This is a genomic window from Alphaproteobacteria bacterium (genome assembly GCA_016870095.1).
Classification (GTDB): domain Bacteria; phylum Pseudomonadota; class Alphaproteobacteria; order Paracaedibacterales; family VGCI01; genus VGCI01.
Genome location: VGCI01000002.1, coordinates 129546 through 154230, shown reverse-complemented (window position 1 = coordinate 154230; position 24685 = coordinate 129546). Strand labels below are relative to the sequence as shown.

Here is a 24685-nt window from a genome sequence, read left to right as displayed (position 1 = left end):
ACATCCTATTTATTCATCTATGGGTTCGGGCGCTATGTTTGTGTCGGGCTGTATAGAGTTATTAATTCTGACAACTGTTCCATTTTTCAACTTTAATTGACCGGCTGTCACAACCTGATCTCCCTCTTTTATCCCTTTTAAAATTACGGTTTGATTGTCTCGACTTTCACCCACAGTGACGAAAGTTTGTTTAACACTTAATCGACCTTTATCTTTGGTTGATTGTTGAATAACATAGACAATTTCCCCAAATGGATTGAAACTTATGGCCATTTTAGGCAAAACGAGGGCATTGCGAGATGTACCTGTGTAGACTTCTATTTCTCCAAACATACCCGGATAAAGCTTAGAATCAGGGTTGGGAATGGTGGCTTCAATTTGAATATTACGTGTTGTCGCATCCACCTTTGTGTCAAGAGAAGTTATTTCTCCCTCAAAAAGTTTTTCGCCGTAAGCATCAATTTTAAGGGTCACTTTTTGACCAACTTTTATGGAACCAATAGCTTGTTGAGGGAGAGAAAAATCTACATAAATGGGGTCTAATGACTGAAGGGTAATAATTTTATCGCCTGTATTGAGATATTGACCCAGATTAACAGCTGAAATTCCCAAAATTCCAGCAAAGGGCGCGCGAATGATTTTTTTTGCAAGAATGGCTTCTTGTTGAGCAAGTTGACCTTTTTTGTTCTCAAGATCTGTTCTGTCAAAATCTAAAGTTGCTTGGCTAATCGCACCAGCTGCAAATTGTGATTTATCGCGCGTGTAGGTAATTTCTGCAAGCTCAACAATGGCTCGTAGTGAGTCCCTCTGCGCAATTTCAGCATCAGTATTGAGTTCAACAAGGATGTCGTCAGCGTTGACACGTCCTCCGGACGTCAAATGAATTTTCCTCACTTTTCCCGGAAGCTCCGTTGTAATATCCACCCCCTGGATGGCCTGCAATGTCCCCACAGAGCGAATCTTTGACTGCCATTCTTCTGTTTTAACAAAAGTGGAGGAAACGCTGATGGGCGGGGGCATTTGGTGGGTAGTGAAGAAAATCTTGATAAATTTGTATCCAAATATTCCTCCAAAGAGGAGAACAACAAAAAGGATCATTTGGGCCATACGAAGATGAGTTTTGTTGGGGACTAATTTTTTATGCCAAGTCCTCTTGGCAGAAGATACAATTTTTTTTACTGTGTCTCGCTTCACGATGCATTCTCCTTAGAGGCTGATTTTTCGGAATTTATCTCTTGAGTTTGTTGTTCTAGCTCAAGAGCAAAACAGTCTCCGCCTAACGCTTGAAATAGAGCGGCTGTATCTGCATAGCGTGCGGCCTCAGCTTGAATGCGACTTATGGAAGTTTGGAGGTAATATCGTTCTGCCGTCAGGAGAGTGGAAAAAGCTATGGCCCCCAGTTGATATTGCTTTTGGGATATTGTTAGGGAGTGCCGAGCTGATTTTTCTGCTTTCGCGAGGAATTTGCAGCGATTTGCATCTTCCACAAGAGCGTGTAAAACATCCGCAACTTCCTGAAAAGCATGCAAAACCGTTTGCCGATATTGAGCAAACATCTTGTCGTAACCAGCGGAAGCTGCTTTTTCTTTGGCCAGCAAAGTTCCTCCTTGGAAAATCGGTTGAAGCAGCTGAGAGGCAATACTCCAAACGTTGGAGCTACTGGTAAAGAGATTATGATACTTGTTGCTGATGTCTCCGACACTGCCGGTTAAGGTTAATTGAGGAAACATATTGCCTTGAGCAATACCAATTTGAGCATTGGCTTCGCGAAGGAGGGCTTCGGCAGCTTTAATATCGGGTCGGTGGCGAATGAGGGATGAAGGGACGGTCAAAGGGAGCTCAGCTGGTAAATGGATATCGGTAAGATACAAAGACGGGATATCCGCTTCAGTGGGTAAATCACCTATAAGCGTAGCTAAAGTATGACGTGTTTGTGCCAATGAAGTGGCCAAGGGGGGCAAGGTTGCTTTTGTTTGATTAACTAAGGTTTCTTGTGTCAAAACTTCAATTTCAGAAACACTTCCCGCTTTAAATTGAGTCTGAAGGATCTGAAGTTGCTTTTCTTGTGCCCGAATTAGGTCTTGCGTGACTTGTATTTGAGAACGTAAAGAGGCTTCCCGGATGGCCATTGTAACAATATTTGCAGTGAGTGTGAGGTAAGTTGCCTCAAGTTCAAAACGTTTGTTGTCAACAACTGCCCCTAACGCTTCCACTTGACGGCGCAATGCCCCAAATATGTCGGGTTGGAAAGATACATTTAGAGAAGCATTATAAAGATTAAAGGTGCTGGGTGATGAACTGAGCCCAAAGGCAGTAGCCGATTCTTTTTGTCGTGTTGCTCCGATTTGAGCATTCACATTAGGTAAGAGCCCTCCTATACCCGCATTTAAATTTTCTTCAGCTTGTCTTAAGGCGGCTTGTGCGGCTTGGAGAGAAGGATTCCTGAGAAGGCCCTGGCGAATTAATTGGTTTAACTTTTCACTCTTGAAGAGAATCCACCATTGGCGACTGATATGATCTAGAATAACAAATTCTTGGCTTTTTTCTTCTCCTTTCTTGACCTCCCCACTTTTCATGGGTAAAGGCATAGAGGTATAGGCTTTAGTCTTTGGAGGTTCGGGGTATTGATAATCAGGTCCTACTTCGCAACCTAGCAAAGTCACGCAAAATATTATTACAAAAAGAAATATATATTGTCGTGACAATGTTTCTAATCCTCTATTATACATTCATTTAGGTTAGAATGGATTTTTAAGGAAAACAACGGCAAAACGAAAAAATTTTATTAAATTTTTAATCAGGGCGATTAAATAAAATCTGTACTATTCGTTTTTTTTAGAATCCTTTATAAATAAATCAGAATAGATCATAGGTGACATTGATGGTTCCGTATCTAAAAGCTTCTCTTTTATCAAATGTACAAGGTGTTCGTCACGGGTTTTTTACCCGTAAAGGTGGCGTAAGCCAAGGGGATTTCAAAACACTTAATACTGCCCGTGAAAAAGGAGATAGTCTTGAACATGTTGAGGAAAATAGGCGTCGGGTATGCGAATCACTGGGGTTTAAAGGGGAGAATTTAATAACAGTTCGGCAAATTCATTCCTCTAAAGTTTTGGTTGTCAATCAACCATTTTTAGAAAATCTACCCGAAGCTGATGCCTTGGTAACAACAACTCCGGGTTTGTTAATCTCTGTTTTAACTGCCGATTGCGTGCCGGTTTTACTCTCCACAATGCGGGGAGATATTGTTGCCGCTGTTCACGCAGGTTGGCGAGGGGCAGTGGGAGAAATTATAGAGGCGACGGTTCAACAGATGAAAGATTTGGGTGGTCACGATATTATAGCAGCTTTAGGGCCGTGTATTTGGCAAGATGATTATGAAGTTAGTCAGGAGTTCTATGAAAATTTAAGGGATGAGCCTTCCTTTTTCAAACCCGGTTATCGTCCCCATCATTGGCAATTTGATCTTCCCGGGTTCGTCATGAAACGACTTTCAGGGGCGGGTATCTCCCAGATCATGCCGGCTCTTGCAAATACCTATGCAGATGCAGATCGTTTCTTTAGTTTTCGTCGTAAGACAATTTTAGGGGAAGCCAATTTTGGGTGTAGCTTGTCAGGTATTGGAATAAAGAATTAGGGTTAAATAGTTAGTGGAACTATATTTTGCTAACAAACCATTTCATGTTGTTTTATTTATCTTTTATGGTTTAGATAGAATATTAAATCTTTAAACTCTTTAATTCTATAAGAATTAGGGAGTTATTGGTCCTTGGAGGAATTAAAGCGAATGAAAATCTTATCTTGCAATAGTAATCTCCCCTTGGGAAAAGCCGTTGCAGACTATCTGAAAGTACCCTTAGTCCAAGCTTCGATTCAACGATATGCTGATCGGGAAGTCTTTGTTGAAGTCCAAGAAAGTGTTCGTGGACAAGATATGTTTGTCATTCAACCCACATCATGCCCTACAAACGATACCCTAATGGAGTTATTAATCACTCTCGATGCATTGCGTCGAGGATCTGCTCGTTCAATTACAGCTGTTGTTCCTTATTATGGTTATGGGCGTCAGGATCGCAAAACATCCTCTCGCAGCCCCATTTCGGCAAAACTGGTTGCGAATCTTTTGACCGTCGCCGGAGCAAATCGTGTTCTGACAGTTGAGTGGCATTCAAGTCAAATACAAGGTTTCTTTGATATTCCTACAGATAATTTATCAGTGGCCCCAATATTTTGCCAAAATATTCAAACTCGTTATGGTCAAGAAAACACTGTTGTTATCGTCTCCCCCGATGTTGGCGGATTGGTGCGAGCACGCATTGTAGCTCAACATTTGGGCGCTGATATGGCTATTATTGATAAGCGTCGCACGGTTCCAGGAGCCTCTGAAGTCTTAAATCTCATAGGGGATGTGAAGGGTCGGTTATGTATTCTCATCGATGACATGGTTGATTCTGCAGGGACACTATGTCAAGCAGCTGAATCGTTGAAATCAGCGGGAGCAAAAGATGTTGATGCTTACGTCTCTCATGGGGTTTTATCAGGCAAAGCCTTGGAAAAGATTGAGCAATCAGCTTTAAGACGTTTGGTCATTTGCGATACCATTCAGCCCTTACCTGAAACGCTTCTGGCACCAAAAATTGAGATTATCTCCGTGGCTGCTCTATTAGGAGAAGCCATTTATCGAATTGCGCATGACCAGTCCGTTTCTAGTTTGTTTGATTGGGAAGATGCAAAGTTAAGAAAAAGTCCTCAAAAGTAAGCGCTTCTCTTGATGTCGATCTTGCTTTTCTGATTAGAGTCATGTATACACGGGGAAAGGTATTTTTTTTTAATAGCCAAATTTTGAGGGAGTTTTTCTCATGAGCACAGCAATAACACTTAATGCATCTCCGCGGACACTGTCTGGGACAGGCGGGGCTCGAGCCGTTCGAACATCTGGAATGGTACCGGGTATTATTTATGGTAATAAAAAAGAACCAGAAATGATTGCTATGGATCCAAAAGTATTGATGACAGAATGTTTGCAACCTGGTTTTTTTAGCCGTCTTTATTCTGTTGCTTTAGATGGTAAGGAACAGGAAGTTTTGGCAAAAGCTGTTCAATTTCATCCAGTTACAGACCGCCCTATTCATGTAGATTTTATGCGTGTTAGCAAAGGTGCTAAAGTTCACGTATTTGTTCCTGTCACTTTTATTAATGATGATAAAGCCCCAGGAATTAAACGTGGCGGCGTTTTAAACATTGTGCATCATAACCTTGAACTGATTTGTCCAGCCCATTCTATTCCAGAAAAATTGGTTGTTGATTTGAGCGGTTGTGATATCAACCAGACCATTCATTTGGATACTTTGGCTTTGCCATCAGATGTTGTGGCTGCCCATCCAGAGCGGGATAATACGATTGCAACGATTGTGGCTCCAACTGTGATGGAAGAAGAGAAACCAGCGGACGTTGCTACGGCTGGCGGCACAAGTGCTCCGGCAGGCGGCGGTTCTTCTGGATCTGCGTCCTAAAGCGCATTATTATTGATGTATGTGCTGGTTGGTCTGGGAAATCCAGGAGACAAATATGTTCTCAACCGGCACAACATTGGCTTTATGGCCGTTGACGTCATTGCGTCGGCTTATAACTTTCCTCCTTTTAAAATAAAATTTTCTGCAATGGTTTCGGAAGGAACCATTGGAGACAACAAAGTAATCTTATGTAAACCTATCACCTACATGAATTTATCGGGTCAAGCTGTTGGCGATCTTCTTCGATTTTACAAAGTGTCTCCCAACCAAGTTTATGTCATGCATGATGATTTGGATTTAGAACCTGGTCAAATTAAGGTTAAAATTGGCGGCGGTCATGGTGGACATAATGGATTAAAAAGTCTAGATCAACATATTAGTCAAGATTATTGGCGCGTACGTTTGGGAATTGGCCATCCGGGTCGCTCTCCAGGTCAGGAGGATAAAGTTGCTCATTATGTTTTGAGTAATTTTTCCAAGGCAGATGAAAATTGGTTGACACGTCTTCTTTCGGCCATTTGTGATGAAATCATGAGTCTTTTCGGTTCTGATCCGGGTATATGGTTAACGAAGATCGCTGAAAATTTAAGGCGATAAAGCAGATTGAGCCCATAAAAAAAGCGGGGATAATCCCCGCTTTTATTGATTCCAAAATTATTATGGAGTCTTTTGACCTGGGACTTCAGGTATTGGCATTTTCGGGCTGCTGTCTGTGGGGGTATCACCAGAGCATCCGTATGTTTCTGAGGAGACACCTTGTTGAATGTAATCCCATGGTGCATCCCATTTGTTTGGATAATGTCCTGAGCCACCATGATGGTGATGACGGTGTTTACGGTAATGCTTCTTTTTCGGTTCACCAGTCGTTGCTTCAGCGGTGGGAGCTTTTTTACCCTTTTTAGCTGTAGGTGCTGATGCACCTGTGGTTGCAGCAGTCGGAGTTGCTTCCATAGCAGGGGCTGCAGCGTCTGGTGCTGGTGTTGTTGAAGCTTCGCTAGCATATGTACCTGAAATGGCAAAAGCAGCAAGCATTGTACTTAATATTAGTGGTAACTTAATGGTCATTGCAATAGTCTCCTGTTGATAAATAACGCTAAACTTCACAATTGATAGCATAGCATCAAAAATAAAAAAAAATACAACACATTTTTTCACATATTTAAATTAAAATTTATCTAATATCCAAAAAATCTGCAGAAATGCTTATTATTTTTAAAAAAACTAAAAAAAGTTAAAATTTCTCTAAAATAGTGTCATACTTTTAAGAGTAATTGGTTTATGGCTGAATTTTTTATTTCGTTATAGCCAATTGACCGGGGAGAAAGATAGGAAGTCTGAGGTAGGATATAGGGTTGAAAAATATTCACCAAATTAAAAAAAATTGGAAGAATTCATTTGAGACACAGACTGAAATCAGTGAACAACATGGATATCGGAATGTATCTCAATCGCCATATCAAGCTGCCAATAGGTCATCTTTTTTAAAGGAGGATTATAATTTTCACTCTTCAGTGAGCCAGGGGCCGCCCCCATCATTTTTAGTCAAAACCCCCCTCGGAACGCCTCATGAAGATACAGTTGAAATCGCGCAAAAATTTGAAATGCTTGCGAAAAATCAAAAGGAACTTCAGTCACCTCATTATTTGGCACCGAAAACAATATTGGAGCAAGAAAATGAAGTTGTAGCGCTGGTTAAAGAAAAAGATGAGCGGCTGCAAAAATTGAAAATATTAAAAGGCGCGGCAGATAAAAATGGAATGGTTCACCGTTGGATTTATAAGGAAGTTAGGCTTTCAATGAGTAAAATGTCTATTATGAGTACAGTTCTTGGATTATTATTTCTGGGGGCGCTTTTCTTTATTATTGGGTTTCTTACCGCTGTAACGACTTTGAAGGCGGAGGAGAGTCAGCATAATTCTCAATCAGCATGGCTCGCTTCAAATAATCCGGAGCAACAGCACGCAGGTAAGGGAGGTGCTTTAGGGACTATTGCGACCCGGGTGGGGGGGAATTATGTTGGGGGTGCCCTTCGCAAGGAGTTTTCTCCTCTTGGAAAAGCATTAGGAACCGCTTCAGCAATTGTACCGGCTCCTTTACAGCCATTTGCACGCTATGGTATCGGCACAGCTCGTGCAAATGTTCAAAGCGCCACGAGGGCCGTCAACCCATTTGCAACCAGACGCGGTCAACCTCAAGAATCGTCCTATGGGGGGAATCCACAGCCTATGGCCATGGGGCAACAATATGCGGGACCTCAGGGACAACAATATATGTCTTCAGGTGCTACGCCTGTTGGTTATCAACAACCTATAGGATCTGCGCCGAGTGCCTATTATGGGCAAGGATATGGTCCTGCTCAACAGCAGCCATTGATGCAACAACCTATTCAACAGCCCATGCAACAACCCATGCAACAACCCACGCAACAACCATATTATTATCCCTTAAGTGCGCCCCCACAGTTTTTGCCTCCACAACAAATGATGGCACCTGCGCAAGGTCAGATAATGGTTCAACAAGTTATGCCACAACCACAATACGCGCAACAAATTGTTCCTCAACCCGGCTATTATCGGTAACTTTATAGCGAAATTGTCAGTGACGCTTTTGTTGATGATGTATAAGAATACCTGCAATCATAACGCTGGTTGCAACAATACCGACAATAATTGTTGATAAGGCATTAATGACGGGGCTAACCCCCATGCGAATACTGGAAAAAATCAACATAGGGAGTGTTGTTGCCCCAGGCCCAGATAGGAAGCTCGCAATGACAACATCATCTAACGATAATGCAAACGCAAGCAACCATCCGGCCGCTAAAGACGGTAAAATTAAGGGCAAGACAATCACAAGAAATACTTTTAAAGGGCGAGCTCCTAAATCTAAAGCTGCCTCTTCAATTGAACGATCAAAATCTTGTAACCGTGCTTGAACGACAAGATAGACATAAGCCATAGCGAGGGTAATATGAGCAATGGTGATGGTTAATATTCCCCGATGAGCGGGCCAACCAATTAATTGTTCAAAGGTTACAAACATCATGAGAACAGCTAGGCCTGTAATAACATCCGGCATGACAAGAGGTGCGGAGATCAGCCCACTAAACAAAGTTCGTCCCCGAAACTTGATAAATCTCACCATAACGACGGCGGCGAGAGTTCCTAAAATCACTGCTGCGGTTGCTGTCATAGAGGCAATTTTAAAGCTAGCCAAAACAGTATCTAAAAGTCCTTCGTTGGTCCATAAAGCCCCATACCATTTGGTTGAAAAGCGACTCCATACGGTTACTAAACGGGATTCATTAAAAGAAAAAATAATGACCGTCACAATTGGAAGATATAGAAAGGCGTACCCAACGATGAGGGAAGTAATGCCAGTTTTCGATAGATGACGCATCAGGGAACGACCTCGCTTATTCTTCTTTGTTACGCAATTGAAAGCGTTGAAAAATCATAAAAGGAATTACAAACACCACCAGCGTAACAAGCGCCAGAGCGCATGCTAAGGGCCAATTTTGATTGTTAAAAAATTCAGACCACAAAACACGACCAATCATAAGAGTTTCTGGAGCCCCTAAAAGTTCAGGAATTACAAACTCACCTACAGCAGGTACGAAGACGAGGATACTTCCTGCAATGATCGCTCTCAACGACAAGGGAACAGTAATGCGCCAAAATGACCGCCAAGGTCGGCATCCCAAATCGTAAGCTGCCTCTAAATAGGCAGGATCAATCTTATCTAAGACAGAATAGATCGGTAGAATCATAAAAGGTAGATAGCAATAAACGATGCCTATCGTAACAGCAAAAGAATTATACAATAAGGGCAGAGGTTCTTGAATAATACCAACATACAATAAAAATGTATTGATGACACCTTCTGTACTGAGTAAGCCAATCCAAGCATAAACCCGAACCAAAAAAGAGGTGAAGAAAGGAAGAATGATCAAGAGAAGCAAGAGAGGACGCCATCGAGGAGATGCTTGAACGATCGAATAAGCCATTGGATACCCAATGATTAAGCAAGAAAAAGTGGAGACCAAGGCAATTTTAAGAGAACCTACGAATGCAGATGCATAAAATGGGTCTGTTAATAAGGTCGTATAAGCAGCGAAATTCAAACGGATTTGAAGAATTTGCTCTGCTGACCATTGAAATAGAGGATGAAAGGGAGGTATCGCCATAACGGATTGCGACAAGCTAATTTTGACAACCAACAAAAAAGGGATAAGTGAAAATAGACCGAGCCACAGGTAGGGCCCAGCAATGACGAAACCTCGTTCTCTTGTCAGTCGGCTCCAAAACCCTTTTCTAGGGGTCAAGATATTCTGAGGGGTGGTCATGATGTTAAGACAACGCCGTTTTCGGCACGCCAATATACGTAGATTTCATCATCCCATTTAATGTCTCGTTCAGATAGACGAAGAAGATTTGGTAAGGCGGCTTGAATAATTTTACCGGATGACAGTTCGACGTAATAAATAGAAAAGTCTCCCAAGTAAGCAATTTCCCGGACCACGCCTTTAGCAAAATTGCGATTGCCTGAGGGTTTGTTCGTTGAAATCATTACTTTTTCAGGACGAACAGCTATGGCAACTTGGGCTCCCACGGGAACAGCGGCTGAGTGAGTGACATAAAGCTGACATCCAGCGGCTTCGGAATCAATAAGAACATGGTCAGGTTCATCTTCAAGGACGACACCTTCAAAAATATTGATCGTCCCAATGAATTCGGCAACAAATCTTGAGTTTGGAAATTCATAGACATCATGTGGTGCCCCTATTTGTCGGATACGGCCTTCTTCCATAACACCCATACGGCTAGACATGGTCATAGCCTCTTCTTGGTCATGGGTGACCATAATAAATGTAATACCTACACGCTCTTGAATATTGACGAGTTCGAATTGTGTTCGTTCTCGCAGTCCTTTATCGAGGGCTGCTAAGGGTTCATCTAATAGGAGAAGTTTGGGTTGTTTCACCAAACTTCTAACCAAGGCGACGCGTTGACGTTGCCCCCCTGAGAGTTGGTGAGGTTTGCGTTCTGCGTAAGCACTCATCTGGACGAGGTCAAGGCCTTCTTTTACACGTTCCCGTATAATTTTGCTGGGTAAGCGTTCTTGCTTGAGTCCAAAAGCAACATTTTGGGCAACAGTCATATGCGGAAAGAGAGCATAGGACTGAAACATCATGTTTACGGGGCGTTCGTACGCCGGTACATCGGTAATATCGACCCCATCAATATAAAGACGACCCGTTGTCGGTTTTTCAAAGCCAGCAAGGAGGCGTAATAACGTTGTTTTTCCACATCCTGATCCTCCCAACAGAGAGAAAAGCTCGCCTTGATAAATGGATAAGGAAACACTTCTGACAGCAACGACGGAGCCAAAGCTTTTGGTAACATTTTCGATTGAAATATAAGGTTTAGCCTTCGGATCTTGCCAAGGTTCTATTTGACGACGAGTTTGAGGTGGGTGAGCCATTTCAAACGCCAGGTATTAGAAAAATGAAGCGAGAACACAACCTTATTAAGGAACTGCCATCTAACTTTTGAACATTAATTTTATAATTTCTTTTCAAATTTCTTCTCCTGTCGCACCTTAAAAATAACCGCCTCTTAAGGGATGGGGGTGTTCAACGTGGTTTGGGGTGATCGCTGTCCTCGTTCAAGGTCCTTGTTTTGCCAGAAACCAATTTCGAGTTCGTATCTCTACATACCGAGAGTTTTGTATTTTATCAAGCTTTAACCTCTTAAACACCTCCGGACGGGGATATAAAGTTTCATTATTTCGAATTTCTTTTTTGAGCAGGGTGTGTGCGCTCTTATTTGTTGTTGGAAATAATAGAGTATTCGTGATGGCTGCACTAATGCTGGGTCTCATCAAAAAATTAATGAATAGATAAGCATTTTGAGGGTGAGGTGCATCTTTTGGAATGCACATTGCATCAATCCATAGAGTGCCGCCTTCTTCGGGGACGACATACTGGATGGTTGTTTTTCTTTTTGCCTCTTTCGCTTGTTGTTGAGCAACCTGGACATCTCCAGACCATGCTTGAGTCAAACAAACTTCTCCAGATACCAATTCACTGGCGAAGCGTTGTCCCAGAAATCGCGAGATAGACGGCCGGACTTTTAGAAGTTGGTCTTGTGCGGCTTTGAGATCTTTAACGTCGGTACTTTGGGGATCGAGTTTTAGAAAAGCTAATACGGCAGGGTATACGTCGACAGCTTCATCCAAGAGGGTAACCCCACAAGATTTAAAATGAGAAACAACTTCTGGGTCGAAAAGCATTCGATAACTATTGACGGGGGCATTTGGCAAACGCATTCGGATGGCTTCTTCCACATAAGCAAAGCCAAAGGTACCCCAATAAAAAGGAACGCTATAATTTAAGCCTGGGTCAACAATTTGCATCCGCTCTTCAAATTCGGGGTCTAAATGAGAAAGGTTAGGCAGTTTTGTTTTATCTAATTTTTGAAAAACACCCGCACGAATTTGCCGCTCAATATATGGAGAAGCGCTTGGAAAAACGATATCATAACCCGAACTTCCGGCTAATAGCTTGGCTTCTAATATTTCGTTATTATCGTAAAGGTCATAGTTGATGTGAATTCCAGTTTCGGCCTCGAACTGCTTTAAAATTGCGTGGGGAATCATTCCATACCAGTTATAAACGTTTAGATAAGGAGCTTCCCCTGTTAACTGGGAGGAGGGCGAGTTTACATAAGATAAGATTATTCCTACCAACAGCGATATGCTGATAGCCAAAGCAAATAATTTTTTTATAAGTGGTTGTTTTTCTGAAAAATTCAACGACCATTCCCTTAATAATACCTGTAAAAATGACATTTAGTCACGATGTGTTCGAGAAAGCAACGAAAATCGATAAAAGACAAATTCTAAAATAATAGAAAAAAGGATAGCGCCGACAACCCCAACGAAGGCACTTGGAATGGGATAATGCTGAGAGAATTTCATAATGCAAGATAAGGAATTTAAGGAAGAAAGGGCGGAATCTTGCGTCGTGAAACAGCTAGCTAATTTACCCGTATTCATTGTCCAGGAAATGCGCAAACAAATGCCCAAAATGACAAAGGCTCCTATCATTCCAATATAAGGACGAGGAAGAGTATAGCCAAATCGAACGCCCATCTGTGATCCTAAAATTCCACCTCCTAATAAGATGAGAACAAGAAATAGATCCACAGATTGTGTTCCGATGGCGTACATAAAAGTTGTTACAATACTCATACCAATTCCCGCTAAAAGGGTGGTGCCATAGACGACAGGGCTGGTTCTGCCAATTAGATATGATATAGCGGGCATCATAAAGACTCCATTGCCGACACCTAAACTTGAGGTGAGGGTTCCATTGATGATGCCGACGAGCAAGGGAAAAAGAATACTTAGTTCAACACGAGTCCGTGTAAAATATATTTTGAGCCCAATAAAACGTGTCCAAGTGGGTGTATGGATAACTTTCGTAGCTGAACGATAGTGCGCTAATGTTTTCAAACTTTGGCGGAATAGAACAAAAGACATGACTCCTAATACAATAATGTAGCTTATGGTTATGATGGAAACGGCTTGACCATGGGCATTTAACCATCGTAATAGAAAAACACCCAATATGGCGCCGACGATTCCCCCGATGAGCAAAATTCCCCCTAAGCGAAAATCAACATCATTATTCCGACGATAATTTAAGAATCCTGTTAAGTTTGTACCGATAGAATGGTTAACTTGACTTGCCACAGCAACTAAGGGGGGGACACCCAGAACCATTAGGGCTGGTGTAATAATAACGCCCCCACCAACACCCAACATACCTGACAAAAAGCCTCCCATCCACCCTAAACCTAAAATGAGGAATATGTTTAATGTAACGCCTGCGATGGGTAATGTAAGTTCAAAATTCATTATATAACTATACAGTCCATTAGCTCGAAAGGGAATTTGAAGTTTTAGATTAACTTCAAATTTTTAGAATCTAAAAATCTTGTATGAACTAAGGTTTATTCTGAATTCCTATGGTAATTTTGACATGTTGTGGGGAAAAAAGGATTCATTAAAGGGTTTGACAGAAAAAATTAGGGCGGGTTGTCTGTTTATTTTTCACGCAAATACAGTCCTAAGGATGTTATGAAAGCAAGGCCAGCTTGAAGCATTAAATTCCACAAGGTTGCAGAAATTCCGAAGAGAGCCCAAGAAATCTGGTCGCATCGAGGGCGTGAAAGTTTCATGAGCTGTGCGCGAAAATCTTCAAAGGTGGCTGCGGGCGTAGGGCCGGTACAACTGGCAGGTCCTACCCACCAATGTTGTTCCATACCTACGTGATAAAACGTAAGGGCAATACCAATAGACAAAATCAGGAGTTGAGTAAAGATTCCAAAATTTCCAGAGAAGAGCTTTGTCCTCAGGCTGAGAAGGCCGAGAATAATGACGATCGCATAAATGCATCTTTCATATAGGCAAAAATCACATGGTTTAATATTAAAGCCATATTCGGCAGTGAAAGCAAATGCAAGAGACGCTACTGCCATAGCGATGAGAAAGTATTGAATATGCTTTTGGGTGATGAGGGTGCATATTTTTGTCAGGGACGTGCAATTCATGCCCATTTCCTCATTATCAATTAACCTGCTAAAATTTTAACAGCAACAAACCCGGCAATCAAGCTAACTAATAATCCACCTAAAATCCAAGGCAGATAACGCTCAATAAATGGTCGTGCCCAATCTCCAAAATACCACAGTAAGCCTGCGAGAAGAAAAAATCGGAATGAACGAGCAATGATAGAGGCAAGAACGAATTGAGTCAGGTTCAATCCGGCCACACCACTAGCTATTGTTACCAGTTTAAAAGGAATAGGTGTAAGGCCTTTGAGGGCAATGATCCAAAATCCCCAGTTTTGGAAATCTGTTTGGAATCGGGTGAAGGCATCTTGTAAATGATAGGTTTGAATAATCCACTCCCCTGCCGATTCAAACAAAAAATAACCGATTGCATAACCGACTAATCCTCCCAAAACTGATGAAATCGTACATATGGTGGCTAACCACCAAGCTTTAGCTCGGTCTGCCAATATCATGGGAATGAGCATTAAATCGGGGGGAAGAGGGAAAAAAGAACTCTCTGCAAAAGACATGAGTGCCAGGCTCCAGATTGCCTTTGGCGTATTTGCCCTTTGAAGGGTCCAATCATAAAGACGTCTTAACCAGGATGAAGACGGAATGACAGTCGTTGTTGTCATGAGGATGTACTCGCATTTTCTGAGTCAGAGGGTTGATTTAGTTTCTCATCAATTAAGGCTATCATTTCATTTATACCATATAATGCAATAAAGGATCCCATTCGTGGTCCTTCGGATTGGCCTAAAAGAACTTCATAAAGTGATGTGAACCAAGATCTTAAATCAGGATAGGGATGGCGTTTCCCCACTTCAAAGACAAGAGATTGTAGGTCTTCCGCTGACGCGTCAGGCGGCGTGATTTTTAGACACTCCCGCAAATCAAGGAGGGCAGCTTGATCTGTTCCTGTAGGGGGGCGATAGGTTTTTTGGGGCAGAATAAAGTCATGAAAATAATGAATTGCATGATCAATGAGTCGATTCAAAAAGGGGGCAGATTCAGGTGTCACTTCAGGCTGATAGCGAGTTACAAATCCCCACAAAATAGAAGCATCTTCTGCATTGCAGACGGAGGCCAAGTTTAAGAGAATGCCATAACTAATGGTGCTCTCTAAAAGAGGCGGATGCCCAGAATGGACGTGCCAGGCCGGATTTTCCAATTGCTGGTCTTGAGATTGGTCAGAATATTTAGCCACGGAACTTAAATAATCGTCTACGTGACGCGGAATGACATCAAAATATAGCCGCTTGGCTTTACGCGGGGATTGATACATGTAATAAGACAAACTTTCCCAAGGAGCATATTTTAGCCACTCTTCAATGGTTAATCCGTTTCCTTTTGACTTAGATATTTTTTGTCCCAATTCATCAAGGAAAAGTTCGTAAGTTAGGCACTCAGGTGGTCGTCCCCCCAACACTTGGGTAATTTGACTGGAGAGTTTGACAGAGTCAATCAGATCTTTGCCCGACATTTCGTAGTCCACATCAAAGGCACGCCATCGCATGCCCCAATCGGCTTTCCACTGCAGTTTACAGTGTCCCCCCGTTACAGGAACTTCTACAGATTTTCCTGTTTTAGGGTCTAGATAGGTGATCGTTGCCGCTTCAATATCTCGACTGATAATGGGGACTTGTAAAACAATACCGGTAGTTGGGCAAATCGGCAAAAAAGGGCTATAAGTTGCTTGTCGCTCTTCGCCCAACGTAGGGAGAATGACGGCAATTACCGCATCATAGTTTTCGAGGACAAGTTTTAAAGCATCATCAAATCGACCGCTTTTATACCATTCTGTAGAGCTTTGAAATTCATAATCAAATCCAAAAGAATCTAAAAACTTGCAAAGCATGGCATTATTGTGATGGCCAAAACTTTCATATTTTTCAAAAGGATCAGGAATTTGTGTGAGGGGTTTGCCTAAGTGAGCGGTTAACATGACTTGGTTGGGAACGTTGTCAGGTACTTTACGCAAGCCGTCCATGTCATCAGAAAAAGCAAATAAGCGCGTGGGAATATCGCATAAGACTTGAAAAGCATGTCGTACCATACATGTGCGGGCTACCTCGCCAAATGTACCAATGTGCGGTAAGCCGGAGGGACCATATCCCGTTTCAAGAAGCACAAATCCCTTCTTAGGGACTTTATGTTGTATACGATTTAAAATACGGCGTGCTTCTTCAAAAGGCCAAGCTTTTGCTTCGGCACCAGCTTTACGCCAGCGGTCCCAATGTTCATCAGTTGTCATGTCATTTTCTCAATCTGTAAAGTCACATGCAAGGATATATACCATAGATTGAAATGTTTTGGAATGCTTGCCATTCCTTCTAACACGTGATATTACCGTAAAATAGCCATTAATTTATGAAATGAAAGGACAGATTAATGTCTTTAAAAGACTATTTAAATGAGTCAGCGACTGTCATTCAACAGGCCGCTTCGAACGAAGACTTATTGAATGCTTTAAATGAAGCCATTTCACTAATTATTGAGACTTTGTCAAAAGGGCTTCCCGTATTGGTTTGTGGCAATGGGGGGTCTGCGTGCGATGCTTTGCATATAACCGGGGAGTTGGTGGGTCGCTTTTTGATGGAACGTAAAGCCCTCAATGTCATTGCTTTATCTGATAATGTTAGTATTTTAACCGCCCTTGCAAATGATTATTCCTACGATTATGTTTTTGCCCGTCAAGTGGAAGCTTATGCGAAACCGGGAGCTGTCATCATTGGTTTGTCGACGAGTGGTAATTCAGCTAATGTTATCCAAGCGTTTGAGATGGCTCATTCTTTAGGAATGAAGACGATAGCTTTCACAGGACAAGGTGGAGGAAAAATGGGTCCATTAAGTGATATTCTTTTGGCGGCACCCTCTTCTTCAACGCCTTTAATTCAGCAGGTGCACATCTGTTTGTATCACTATCTTTGTCATGCAATTGAACAAGAAATGTTTGGTGCTCTCCATCAAGGGAGTCAGAAGGTTCTTTATTCGAGAGCCTAATACCTGATATAACGGGTCCATCTAGGATTTTACTTTAATCATAACCTTAGGAGAATAATTATGTCATTTGAAGTCATTTCGTCAGGACAATTACGTCAATATATTGAAAAAGTAGAGCGCCTTGAAGAAGAGAAGGCAGATCTTATGGAAGCCATTCGCGAAGTTTTTGGCGAAGCTAAAGGCAATGGTTTTGACGTTAAAATTATGAAGCAAGTTTTAAAAATGCGTAAAATGAAACAAGAAGAATTAATGGAACAAGAAGAGTTGCTCACATTATATCTTCAAGCCTTGGGTATGGCGCCTGCTGCTAAATTGGGCGAGGGAATTGAAGAAGCCGCTTAATTATAAAAGTATATTTGGGTAAAGAGACAACGAGATACGCATATGTCCTCTCAAGAAAAGCATCACCTCTTTACCCGCCGCGCTCTCATTCTGGGGGGCGTGCAGGGCGCGCTTATGACCAGCCTATTGGGGCGTCTCTATTATCTTCAAGTCAATTCCTCTGATCACTACCGTACCCTTTCTGACAAAAACCGTATTCATTCTCGGCTTATTGCTCCCTCCCGTGGTCAGATTTTGGATCGTTCGGGTAAAGTGTTGGCCACTCATCATAACGCGTATCGTGCCATTGTTATTCGAGATCAGGTAACGGATTTACCTCAATTGCTTCAATCCATTCAGTCTTTGTTGGGTCTAGATGATCAGTCGATAGAGAGTATTACGCGAGATATAAAGAGAAAGCCTCGCTTTGTTCCCGTGACATTAAAGGAAGGACTGAGTTGGGATGAAGTTACGCGCCTGGAACTCCATTTACCAGATTTGACAGGAATGAGTGTTGAACAAGGCCAAAATCGATCTTATCCTTATGGTTTAGAAACTTGCCATAGTGTCGGGTATGTCGGTACAGTTTCTGAAAATGATTTGGATGGAGATCCCTTACTAGAATTGCCGGGAATGCGTATTGGCAAATCCGGAATTGAAAAAACTTACGAAAATGAATTGCGGGGAGAGCCGGGAGTCAAACAAGTTGAGTTAAATGCGATTCGTCGTATTGTACGAGAGTTGTCTACCACCCCCAGTATGGCCGGAACAGATAAAAATCTTACCCTTGACCTTGAATTGCAACAATCCGTCTTTCAACGTCTTTCCTTAGAACAGAGTGCCGCCGCTGTAATTATGGACGCAAAAAAAGGCGATATTTTAAGCTATGTTTCTGTGCCCGGATTTGATGCAAATTTATTTGCCAATGGTATCTCAAAAACAGATTGGGAGGGACTTTTAAATCATCCGCAACGCCCATTAAATGATAAGATTTTGACTGGCCAATACGGACCTGGATCCACATTCAAAATGGTAGTGGCTTTGGCGGCGTTGGAAGCTGGGGTTATTACCCCCTCAACGCCGGTGTGTTGTGCAGGATTTGTAACATTGGGAGATCACCATTTCCATTGTCACAGCTGGAAAAATGGGGGACACGGAACCATAACTCTTGAGAATGCAATTGCGCAATCTTGTGATGTCTACTTCTTTCATGTGGGCAAATTATTGGGAATTGACCCGATGGCCGCAATGGCTGAACGATTTGGCTTAGGGGCTGCAACGGGTGTTGATTTGCCTGGGGAGAAACCAGGACTTATTCCGTCACGGAAATGGAAAAGTTTGGTTATGGGAAAATCTTGGATGCTTGGTGAAACGTATAATGCAAGTATTGGCCAAGGATATGTTTTAGCAACGCCTCTCCAATTGGCAGTGATGACCGCACGTCTGGTAACGGGAAATGCTGTTACACCGCATCTTGGTATCCCCAGCCAACCCCCCACTTTTGAAGATATGAAATTAAACCCAGACCATTTGAAAGCTGTTTTGTCGGGCATGAAAAAAGTGGTAAATGAGCCGTTTGGATCCGGTTATGCAAGTCGTATCCTTGAACCAGGATTTGAAATGGGGGGCAAAACAGGCTCAACTCAAGTTCAACGCATTACCAAAAGAGACCGTGAACAAGGATTGGCCAGTAGTGCCAATCGTCCTTGGCATACCCGCGAACATGCATTTTTTGTTGGGTATGCACCGCTTCATGATCCGCGTTATGTGACAACCGTTCTTGTCGAGCATGGGGGAAGTGGGGGGCGTGCAGCAGCCCCTATTGCCCGGGATATACTTTTATTGGCGCAAAAGATGGTGAAGTAGAATTCTTTATTTAAGATAAGCTTTTACTTTGAAAGAATTCTCAAGAAAATCTAATAAAAGAATTTTTTAGACAACTACTATCTGGTTTCGGCCACTGCGCTTTCCTTGATATAAAGCTTGATCAGCTTTGCCAATGAGATATTCTAGTGTTGGGCGTGTCCCGGCAGAAATACTCGTTAAACCAATGGTGGCTGTCACATTTTGAGATTGAGAATTCGGGAGTATAATTTGATATGATGCTAGGTTAGCTCGAATACGCTGGGCTATTTCCATGATATTCTTTAACTTAGGTTCATTAATCAAGAGAAGAAATTCCTCTCCTCCCCATCTTCCGACTGCATCTTTTTCCCGACAACCCTTTATGAGACTTTGCGCAATGGCTTGAAGGGTATGGTCACCCACATCATGCCCGTAAGTGTCATTGATACTTTTAAAATTATCAATATCGAGGATGGCTAACGCAAAACTCACGCCATTTAACAGGTAGTCATCCATTCGATATTTTAAAATATTGTAAATACCTTGACGATTCCACAAGCTTGTTAACGGGTCAACCATGGATGCCATGCGGGCTTGATCCAGGTCTAAAGTGAGCTTGCCTTTGTCTGTACTCATTGCAAAGTTTTGAATTTCTGTTTCAACCAGGGCGGCAACATCTCGTAACCATGTCAATTGCTCAGGTGCAAAATAGCGTGGTTTATTGTCAACTATAGAAATTGTTCCTAATTTTTGATGATTCAATTGAATGGGGCAACCTGCGTAAAATCTGACGTTGGGGTTTCCCAAAACAATAGGATTATTGCAGAAACGTTCATCTAAAAATGTTTCGGGGACCGCGAAAATTTCGTCTTGATTCACTACATGTTCGAAAAAGGAGATTCCATATGAGGGGTTAATAAGATCTTCTGTAAAAAGGGTCTTAAACTGTTTAGAATTTTCATCTATAAAACTTACGGTTGCGATGGGCACGTCAAATAAATTTTTTGCTAGGCGCGTGATCCTTTCAAAATTTTCTTTCAGAGGGCCTTGAAAAATATCAAATGAGCATAGGTCATGATGAGGGTGGGACGAGTCAATAGGAAGATTCGGTGCGAGCATAAGCTATTCCCTTTAAAAGCCCTTTTCGTGCAAACTCTCTTACACAATTCTCTTAAAAAACCATGTAGGTTTTAAAAGACTTATCCCAAAATTTGAACTTATACCTATTTTGTATAATCCATATAAAATCTTAGAGAAAGAGGGAAAATGAATTTTTGTCTTTTTAAATAAATTTCTCATCAGAAAATTAGAATTTTTTTAGTGACGGCACAAAACTATCCTAATAAAGGTGTTGTTTCTTTGGGATTCGTAGATGAAAGACCGGGAGTCTGCCAACTTACCTGATCAAACGCTTCACAAGACGGACAAACGGGATGCCAAATGGGTAAAGTAATTTGGCAACTGTTGCATATCCACATGGGATCAGAAGGTGCAGACGACGCTTTTTCCAACCACTCTTTAGCGTGATTGGCTTGATGAGGATGTTCAGCTTCTTCAACTAGTGCCATAAGGTTGCAGACACGTTGGGTATATTGAATTCCTTTTAAGAGAGTTAGATAATGTCGACATTGTCCCCATAATTTAGCAGCCAGAGAGGCTTTTGCAAGAATATATAGAGATTCTGGATGATTAGGTGCCCCTTCAACAAGCTTTTCAATTTCCCGATATTGATCAAGAGAATTCATGTCCGAATTTATAATAGATAATTGTTCGGCAAAGCTAGGATGAGGACAATGAGCGTAGCCACCCATAAGAATTTTTTGCGCTTTAGATGTTTTGCCAATCTTATGATAGTGTTTTGCTAACCCCACAGCGATTGTTGAAATTTCTGGCGCTTCATAGTGGGCACTGGCAGCAGTTTGAAGGAATAGCCCTTCATCTCCCGCTATTTCTGCCGCTTCTGCTTTCATCCAATGAATCAAAGCATGTCGACGACGACTTTCTGGTTTTGTAATAATGTGACGTAGTTGCATTTGTTCAACAATCATACTGGCTTTATCAAATGCGCCCAAACGAAGATCAAGTTCTAGGAGTTGTTGGAGAACCCAGGGAGACTTTGGTCGCATTGTCATAGCTTCTTGAAGCAATTGTCGCATTTGCTCCCAATTATTGGTGTGATGAGCTTGTAGAATGAGGCCACGCAATCCCAAAAAAGCTGTTTCAGGATTCTTGCTCATTTGCACAAAATGAGCATTTGATTCTTCAAATTTTCCCGACATATATGCGCTTTGTGCGGAAAGAAGAAGAGCGAGGGGTTGTTGGGAATTTAAGGTTAACGCTCGTTTTGCAAGACGTCGTGCCTCAAGAAATTCTCCGGCAGCAATAGCACTCAGTCCTTCGAATAATGCGCTTTGCCCTTTACGAATTCGGCGGTTCCTCTGGCGCTCTGCCCATAGGATAGGAAGTCGCCACAAAGCGCGCCAAGCTCCTATAAGGAGAAGGAGAGTTGCAACGCCAAATAATGTTCCGGCAAGCATTATTCCCATACTCATGTCAATTCGATAACCAAACCATGTGAGATCTGCTTCTCCAGGATTCTGAGCGAGCAGCACGCCGAGAATAACAAGAATGCTCAACTTAAGAAAAAATATAAATCCGCGTAAGAAATGAACCATCATAGCTGATCTCCAGAATGGGGTGTCGAAGAGGAGGATAAGGATAGATTTTTAAGTTTGTGGGTCAATGTTTGATCAATCTCATTGAGAGCGTTTTCAATATCATGATGTCCTGAGAAAGGTTCAGGGGTTAAGGATTCGGTTTCGTCAATCTTCTCAATTCGAATAAAAGAAGTTCCCATGGCTTTGAACCGACTCCACCAGGACCCTTTGGTATTTTCAAGGAATGTTTGTGAGGTCTTTTCACCTTCTTTAAGACCATGCAGCCCTTTATTGGCGTATTTTTCAAGGATTGATAGGTCTTTAATTTCTTGTGTCGTGGTTTTAAAATCACTGAGTTCAGAAGTATAAGGGGCGCCTGATAAAATTTGTGTTCGCAATCGCCAAAACAATAGATGTGACTTCAGGATTTTTTGACTTTCACCAAGGCGTTGGATATCTTTATCAAGATTTTTCGTTCGTTCTATTTCTTGAGCTGTTACCTCAACTTTTGGCTGGTTTTTGAACGTCTCTAATTGTTGTGTTAGAGATGAGAGTCGCGTGTCAAAGTCTTTAAGACGCTCAGATTCTAAGGATGGGGAAAGGGGTTCTTTACTCTTTGCTTCTAAAGAATCAACGCGATTATTAAGTATTTCTGTTTGATTCTTTAAAAGGGCAAAATCATGAATATTAGGCTTATTGGACATGACAGAGGCGGGAAGAAGGAAAATAGCCATGCCTAAAATACCTGTCGCCAGAATAATGCAAAAGGAGATCAAATACCGATGAAAACCACGATGACGCAATGTGGACGGTGTACTCTCTGCAGCGCTTGCATCTTTTTTGATCGGGGGTTGGCCTTTTTCTTTCATAAAAACCTCCACAAGTTATTCTAAAATCATCGTTAGTCTGCCATCATCAGCGCAATTAGTAAATCGTCTGTTGTTGTTTTTTTTGCAACTTGAATATTTTGCCAAGGTAATTTGCCAATTACCGTTTTAATGGCATCACTTAAACATACGGCTTTAATGGAGTGACAGAACTTTTCAAGTTGACTCGCTTGACACAAATTTTGAAAAATATGTGCTGTACGGGGCGAATAGAAAAGCACAGCATCTAGAATCGATGTCTCCAAGGCATTTTTCGTTTCCGTGCTGAAAGCTGTTGCCTCTTGTGTTGAATAAACAATAATTCTTTGGGCTTGTACCCCTTGTTCTTGTAGAGACTTTGCAATATCTAAGCGAATCACATCGCCAGATAAGTGAATTATGGGATGAGGAGAATTCGGTGTGATGCTTATTAGCAATTGAGTCAATAAATTTTGAGCGGAACCTTCAGCCCAGTGGATATTTTGAAATCCTAAATCTTGGGCAACTTTAGCGGACTCAATTCCGACACACCAAAGGGGAAAGTCGCGACGTTCTATTATTTTTGACAAACAAATTATCGCCTGTTGAGATGTGGTGACAATCGCCTCAAAAGATGGGGGGAGAGATTCGAAGATGATTTTTGGGTTTCGCGGGACAATATGAATCAACGGGTCGTTTATGACGTGATGACCGAGGCGTTGAAGTTTGTCTTGAAGAGCAGAAGAACTTTCTTGGGGTCGGGTGATTAAGATATGCATAAATCACTCCAAAAGCTAGGCCCACCCATGTCTTTCAAAATTTTGGCGGTTGATTGGCCGAGATCATTGGCGTCCTCACCAATTTGGATTGTCCTATATACAGTTGTTCCACAATGGGATGCAATGAGAGCATCTAAGCGAATGTGACCATCTTTTTGAATGGTGGCATGACCCCCGATAGGGGTATGACAATTCCCGCCCAGGCTGAAAAGTAGTGCGCGTTCAGCAGTCACGCAACGCTCAGTACCTTTATGATTGAGGGGCATTAGATAGTTTTTCGTAACTGTGTCATTTTTCCGACATTGAAGGGTTAAGACGCCCTGACCGATTGCGGGGAGAATTTCTTGTTCGGAAAAAATATATGTGGCTTCATCTTCGCGCCCTAAAAGCTTCAAGCCAGCTAAGGCAAGTATAATTGCATCCATTCCTCCCTCATGAAGTTTGCGGATACGTGTGTCGACGTTGCCACGCAGAGGAATGCAGTGAAGATCGGGTCGATGGTGTAATATTTGAGCAACGCGGCGGGGTGCACATGTGCCAACGATGCTCCCGGGAGCGAGAGTTTTTAAGCAAGAGGCTCTGGGGCTAAGCAAAATATCTCGGGCATCTTCTCTATTTAAAAATGCACACAATGTCAAATCACTGGATTGAACTGTTTCCATATCTTTTAAACTATGAACGACACAATCAATTTCATTGGCCTGTAAGGATAGCTCAAGTTCTTTAGAAAACAATCCTTTACCCCCAATTTCAGAAAGGGGTCGGTCTCGGATGCGATCTCCTGTTGTGGTCACAGTAATTAAAACAGCATTTTGAATAGCGGGATCTGTTGGATGCACCTCTTTTAATAAATTCAAAACAATATTTGCTTGTGTGAGGGCAAGAGGACTGCCTCGCGTGCCAATGCGAAGAGGAGTAAGAAGAGATGAGTTCATTATATTTTCCTCTTGTGATTGTATCTCGATATATACTGAATGTGATGGAATGCTGCAAGAGAAGAGCCTATTTTCCGAGATTGATATCCCACGTTTTCTCGTTTATTCTTTTGATAAGGATATAATTTCGTTATTATTATGGCTAATTGAGTTTTGATGAGGAATG

24 protein-coding genes are annotated in these 24685 nt (G+C 42.0%); 8 read left to right on the top strand and 16 right to left on the bottom strand.

The window, feature by feature from the left end; all coding sequences use genetic code 11:
- Positions 1–9: 9 nt before the first annotated feature.
- Together FJX03_02255 and FJX03_02250 are read right to left on the bottom strand one after the other, a co-directional pair.
- Positions 10–1107 carry an efflux RND transporter periplasmic adaptor subunit gene (locus tag FJX03_02255; protein ID MBM3632518.1) on the bottom strand — a complete coding sequence of 366 codons (1098 nt, stop codon included), beginning with the start codon at positions 1105–1107 and terminating at the stop codon, positions 10–12.
- A gap of 83 nt (positions 1108–1190) precedes the next feature.
- Positions 1191–2729 (bottom strand): efflux transporter outer membrane subunit, encoded by a 1539-nt coding sequence (locus FJX03_02250; GenBank protein MBM3632517.1) that lies wholly within the window; start codon positions 2727–2729, stop codon positions 1191–1193.
- A gap of 152 nt (positions 2730–2881) precedes the next feature.
- Here FJX03_02250 and pgeF point away from each other — a divergent pair, with 152 nt between their 5' ends.
- From pgeF to FJX03_02230, 4 genes are all read left to right on the top strand, one after another.
- Positions 2882–3637, top strand: coding sequence for a peptidoglycan editing factor PgeF (pgeF, locus tag FJX03_02245; protein ID MBM3632516.1), 756 nt, complete (start codon positions 2882–2884; stop codon positions 3635–3637).
- A gap of 150 nt (positions 3638–3787) precedes the next feature.
- Positions 3788–4759, top strand: a complete 972-nt coding sequence (locus tag FJX03_02240) for a ribose-phosphate pyrophosphokinase (protein ID MBM3632515.1) — start codon at positions 3788–3790, stop codon at positions 4757–4759.
- Positions 4760–4859: 100 nt separating this feature from the next.
- A complete protein-coding gene (locus FJX03_02235; protein ID MBM3632514.1) occupies positions 4860–5513 on the top strand; it encodes a 50S ribosomal protein L25/general stress protein Ctc in 654 nt (217 codons plus the stop codon).
- 15 nt (positions 5514–5528) lie between these two features.
- Entirely contained in the window at positions 5529–6110 is a 582-nt protein-coding gene (locus FJX03_02230; GenBank protein MBM3632513.1) for an aminoacyl-tRNA hydrolase, read from the top strand.
- Between the two features lie 60 nt (positions 6111–6170).
- Here FJX03_02230 and FJX03_02225 read toward each other — a convergent pair whose 3' ends face one another.
- Complete coding sequence (locus tag FJX03_02225) at positions 6171–6578, bottom strand: hypothetical protein (GenBank protein MBM3632512.1); 408 nt, start codon at positions 6576–6578, stop codon at positions 6171–6173.
- 287 nt (positions 6579–6865) lie between these two features.
- Between FJX03_02225 and FJX03_02220 the strand changes: the two genes are divergently transcribed.
- On the top strand, positions 6866–8092 hold the full coding sequence (locus FJX03_02220) for a hypothetical protein (GenBank protein ID MBM3632511.1): 1227 nt from the start codon (positions 6866–6868) through the stop codon (positions 8090–8092).
- Between the two features lie 16 nt (positions 8093–8108).
- Here FJX03_02220 and FJX03_02215 read toward each other — a convergent pair whose 3' ends face one another.
- The 8 genes from FJX03_02215 to FJX03_02180 all read right to left on the bottom strand — a co-directional run bounded on the left by FJX03_02215 (position 8109) and on the right by FJX03_02180 (position 16388).
- Entirely contained in the window at positions 8109–8912 is an 804-nt protein-coding gene (locus FJX03_02215; GenBank protein ID MBM3632510.1) for an ABC transporter permease subunit, read from the bottom strand.
- Between the two features lie 16 nt (positions 8913–8928).
- Positions 8929–9858: an ABC transporter permease subunit gene (locus tag FJX03_02210; GenBank protein MBM3632509.1), complete on the bottom strand. Its 930-nt coding sequence runs from the start codon at positions 9856–9858 to the stop codon at positions 8929–8931.
- The gene (potA, locus tag FJX03_02205) at positions 9855–10997 is read right to left on the bottom strand and encodes a polyamine ABC transporter ATP-binding protein (GenBank protein ID MBM3632508.1); all 1143 of its coding nucleotides are present in this window, start codon (positions 10995–10997) and stop codon (positions 9855–9857) included. The genes FJX03_02210 and potA overlap by 4 nt, the downstream gene beginning before the upstream one ends.
- Before the next feature lie 183 nt (positions 10998–11180).
- Positions 11181–12365 carry an extracellular solute-binding protein gene (locus FJX03_02200; protein MBM3632507.1) on the bottom strand — a complete coding sequence of 395 codons (1185 nt, stop codon included), beginning with the start codon at positions 12363–12365 and terminating at the stop codon, positions 11181–11183.
- The gene (locus FJX03_02195; protein ID MBM3632506.1) at positions 12366–13436 is read right to left on the bottom strand and encodes a sulfite exporter TauE/SafE family protein; all 1071 of its coding nucleotides are present in this window, start codon (positions 13434–13436) and stop codon (positions 12366–12368) included.
- Positions 13437–13624: 188 nt separating this feature from the next.
- The gene (locus FJX03_02190; protein MBM3632505.1) at positions 13625–14137 is read right to left on the bottom strand and encodes a disulfide bond formation protein B; all 513 of its coding nucleotides are present in this window, start codon (positions 14135–14137) and stop codon (positions 13625–13627) included.
- Positions 14138–14151: 14 nt separating this feature from the next.
- Positions 14152–14769, bottom strand: coding sequence for a DedA family protein (locus FJX03_02185; protein ID MBM3632504.1), 618 nt, complete (start codon positions 14767–14769; stop codon positions 14152–14154).
- Positions 14766–16388, bottom strand: a complete 1623-nt coding sequence (locus FJX03_02180) for a lysine--tRNA ligase (GenBank protein MBM3632503.1) — start codon at positions 16386–16388, stop codon at positions 14766–14768. Before FJX03_02180 ends, FJX03_02185 begins: the two co-directional genes overlap by 4 nt.
- Before the next feature lie 137 nt (positions 16389–16525).
- Between FJX03_02180 and FJX03_02175 the strand changes: the two genes are divergently transcribed.
- The 3 genes from FJX03_02175 to mrdA are packed head-to-tail and all read left to right on the top strand — an operon-like array spanning position 16526 to position 19324.
- Positions 16526–17137, top strand: coding sequence for an SIS domain-containing protein (locus FJX03_02175; GenBank protein ID MBM3632502.1), 612 nt, complete (start codon positions 16526–16528; stop codon positions 17135–17137).
- A 60-nt stretch (positions 17138–17197) separates the two neighbouring features.
- Positions 17198–17479 (top strand): DUF2312 domain-containing protein, encoded by a 282-nt coding sequence (locus FJX03_02170; GenBank protein MBM3632501.1) that lies wholly within the window; start codon positions 17198–17200, stop codon positions 17477–17479.
- Positions 17480–17521: 42 nt separating this feature from the next.
- A complete protein-coding gene (gene mrdA / locus FJX03_02165) occupies positions 17522–19324 on the top strand; it encodes a penicillin-binding protein 2 (GenBank protein ID MBM3632500.1) in 1803 nt (600 codons plus the stop codon).
- Positions 19325–19390: 66 nt separating this feature from the next.
- Here mrdA and FJX03_02160 read toward each other — a convergent pair whose 3' ends face one another.
- The 5 genes from FJX03_02160 to hemC all read right to left on the bottom strand — a co-directional run bounded on the left by FJX03_02160 (position 19391) and on the right by hemC (position 24519).
- The gene (locus FJX03_02160; GenBank protein ID MBM3632499.1) at positions 19391–20422 is read right to left on the bottom strand and encodes a sensor domain-containing diguanylate cyclase; all 1032 of its coding nucleotides are present in this window, start codon (positions 20420–20422) and stop codon (positions 19391–19393) included.
- Between the two features lie 215 nt (positions 20423–20637).
- Complete coding sequence (locus tag FJX03_02155; GenBank protein MBM3632498.1) at positions 20638–21981, bottom strand: hypothetical protein; 1344 nt, start codon at positions 21979–21981, stop codon at positions 20638–20640.
- Positions 21978–22829, bottom strand: a complete 852-nt coding sequence (locus FJX03_02150) for a hypothetical protein (protein ID MBM3632497.1) — start codon at positions 22827–22829, stop codon at positions 21978–21980. Before FJX03_02150 ends, FJX03_02155 begins: the two co-directional genes overlap by 4 nt.
- 32 nt (positions 22830–22861) lie before the next feature.
- Positions 22862–23584 (bottom strand): uroporphyrinogen-III synthase, encoded by a 723-nt coding sequence (locus tag FJX03_02145; GenBank protein ID MBM3632496.1) that lies wholly within the window; start codon positions 23582–23584, stop codon positions 22862–22864.
- A complete protein-coding gene (hemC, locus tag FJX03_02140; protein ID MBM3632495.1) occupies positions 23572–24519 on the bottom strand; it encodes a hydroxymethylbilane synthase in 948 nt (315 codons plus the stop codon). The genes FJX03_02145 and hemC overlap by 13 nt, the downstream gene beginning before the upstream one ends.
- Positions 24520–24685: the final 166 nt, after the last annotated feature.

Coding starts and splice junctions, on each gene's coding strand:
- FJX03_02255 (MBM3632518.1), bottom strand. CDS start 1,107: ATGGCCCAAATGATCCTTTTTGTTGTTCTCCTCTTTGGAGGAATATTT.
- FJX03_02250 (MBM3632517.1), bottom strand. CDS start 2,729: ATGTATAATAGAGGATTAGAAACATTGTCACGACAATATATATTTCTT.
- pgeF (MBM3632516.1), top strand. CDS start 2,882: ATGGTTCCGTATCTAAAAGCTTCTCTTTTATCAAATGTACAAGGTGTT.
- FJX03_02240 (MBM3632515.1), top strand. CDS start 3,788: ATGAAAATCTTATCTTGCAATAGTAATCTCCCCTTGGGAAAAGCCGTT.
- FJX03_02235 (MBM3632514.1), top strand. CDS start 4,860: ATGAGCACAGCAATAACACTTAATGCATCTCCGCGGACACTGTCTGGG.
- FJX03_02230 (MBM3632513.1), top strand. CDS start 5,529: ATGTATGTGCTGGTTGGTCTGGGAAATCCAGGAGACAAATATGTTCTC.
- FJX03_02225 (MBM3632512.1), bottom strand. CDS start 6,578: ATGACCATTAAGTTACCACTAATATTAAGTACAATGCTTGCTGCTTTT.
- FJX03_02215 (MBM3632510.1), bottom strand. CDS start 8,912: ATGCGTCATCTATCGAAAACTGGCATTACTTCCCTCATCGTTGGGTAC.
- FJX03_02210 (MBM3632509.1), bottom strand. CDS start 9,858: ATGACCACCCCTCAGAATATCTTGACCCCTAGAAAAGGGTTTTGGAGC.
- potA (MBM3632508.1), bottom strand. CDS start 10,997: ATGGCTCACCCACCTCAAACTCGTCGTCAAATAGAACCTTGGCAAGAT.
- FJX03_02200 (MBM3632507.1), bottom strand. CDS start 12,365: ATGTCATTTTTACAGGTATTATTAAGGGAATGGTCGTTGAATTTTTCA.
- FJX03_02195 (MBM3632506.1), bottom strand. CDS start 13,436: ATGAATTTTGAACTTACATTACCCATCGCAGGCGTTACATTAAACATA.
- FJX03_02190 (MBM3632505.1), bottom strand. CDS start 14,137: ATGGGCATGAATTGCACGTCCCTGACAAAAATATGCACCCTCATCACC.
- FJX03_02185 (MBM3632504.1), bottom strand. CDS start 14,769: ATGACAACAACGACTGTCATTCCGTCTTCATCCTGGTTAAGACGTCTT.
- FJX03_02180 (MBM3632503.1), bottom strand. CDS start 16,388: ATGACAACTGATGAACATTGGGACCGCTGGCGTAAAGCTGGTGCCGAA.
- FJX03_02175 (MBM3632502.1), top strand. CDS start 16,526: ATGTCTTTAAAAGACTATTTAAATGAGTCAGCGACTGTCATTCAACAG.
- FJX03_02170 (MBM3632501.1), top strand. CDS start 17,198: ATGTCATTTGAAGTCATTTCGTCAGGACAATTACGTCAATATATTGAA.
- mrdA (MBM3632500.1), top strand. CDS start 17,522: ATGTCCTCTCAAGAAAAGCATCACCTCTTTACCCGCCGCGCTCTCATT.
- FJX03_02160 (MBM3632499.1), bottom strand. CDS start 20,422: ATGCTCGCACCGAATCTTCCTATTGACTCGTCCCACCCTCATCATGAC.
- FJX03_02155 (MBM3632498.1), bottom strand. CDS start 21,981: ATGATGGTTCATTTCTTACGCGGATTTATATTTTTTCTTAAGTTGAGC.
- FJX03_02150 (MBM3632497.1), bottom strand. CDS start 22,829: ATGAAAGAAAAAGGCCAACCCCCGATCAAAAAAGATGCAAGCGCTGCA.
- FJX03_02145 (MBM3632496.1), bottom strand. CDS start 23,584: ATGCATATCTTAATCACCCGACCCCAAGAAAGTTCTTCTGCTCTTCAA.
- hemC (MBM3632495.1), bottom strand. CDS start 24,519: ATGAACTCATCTCTTCTTACTCCTCTTCGCATTGGCACGCGAGGCAGT.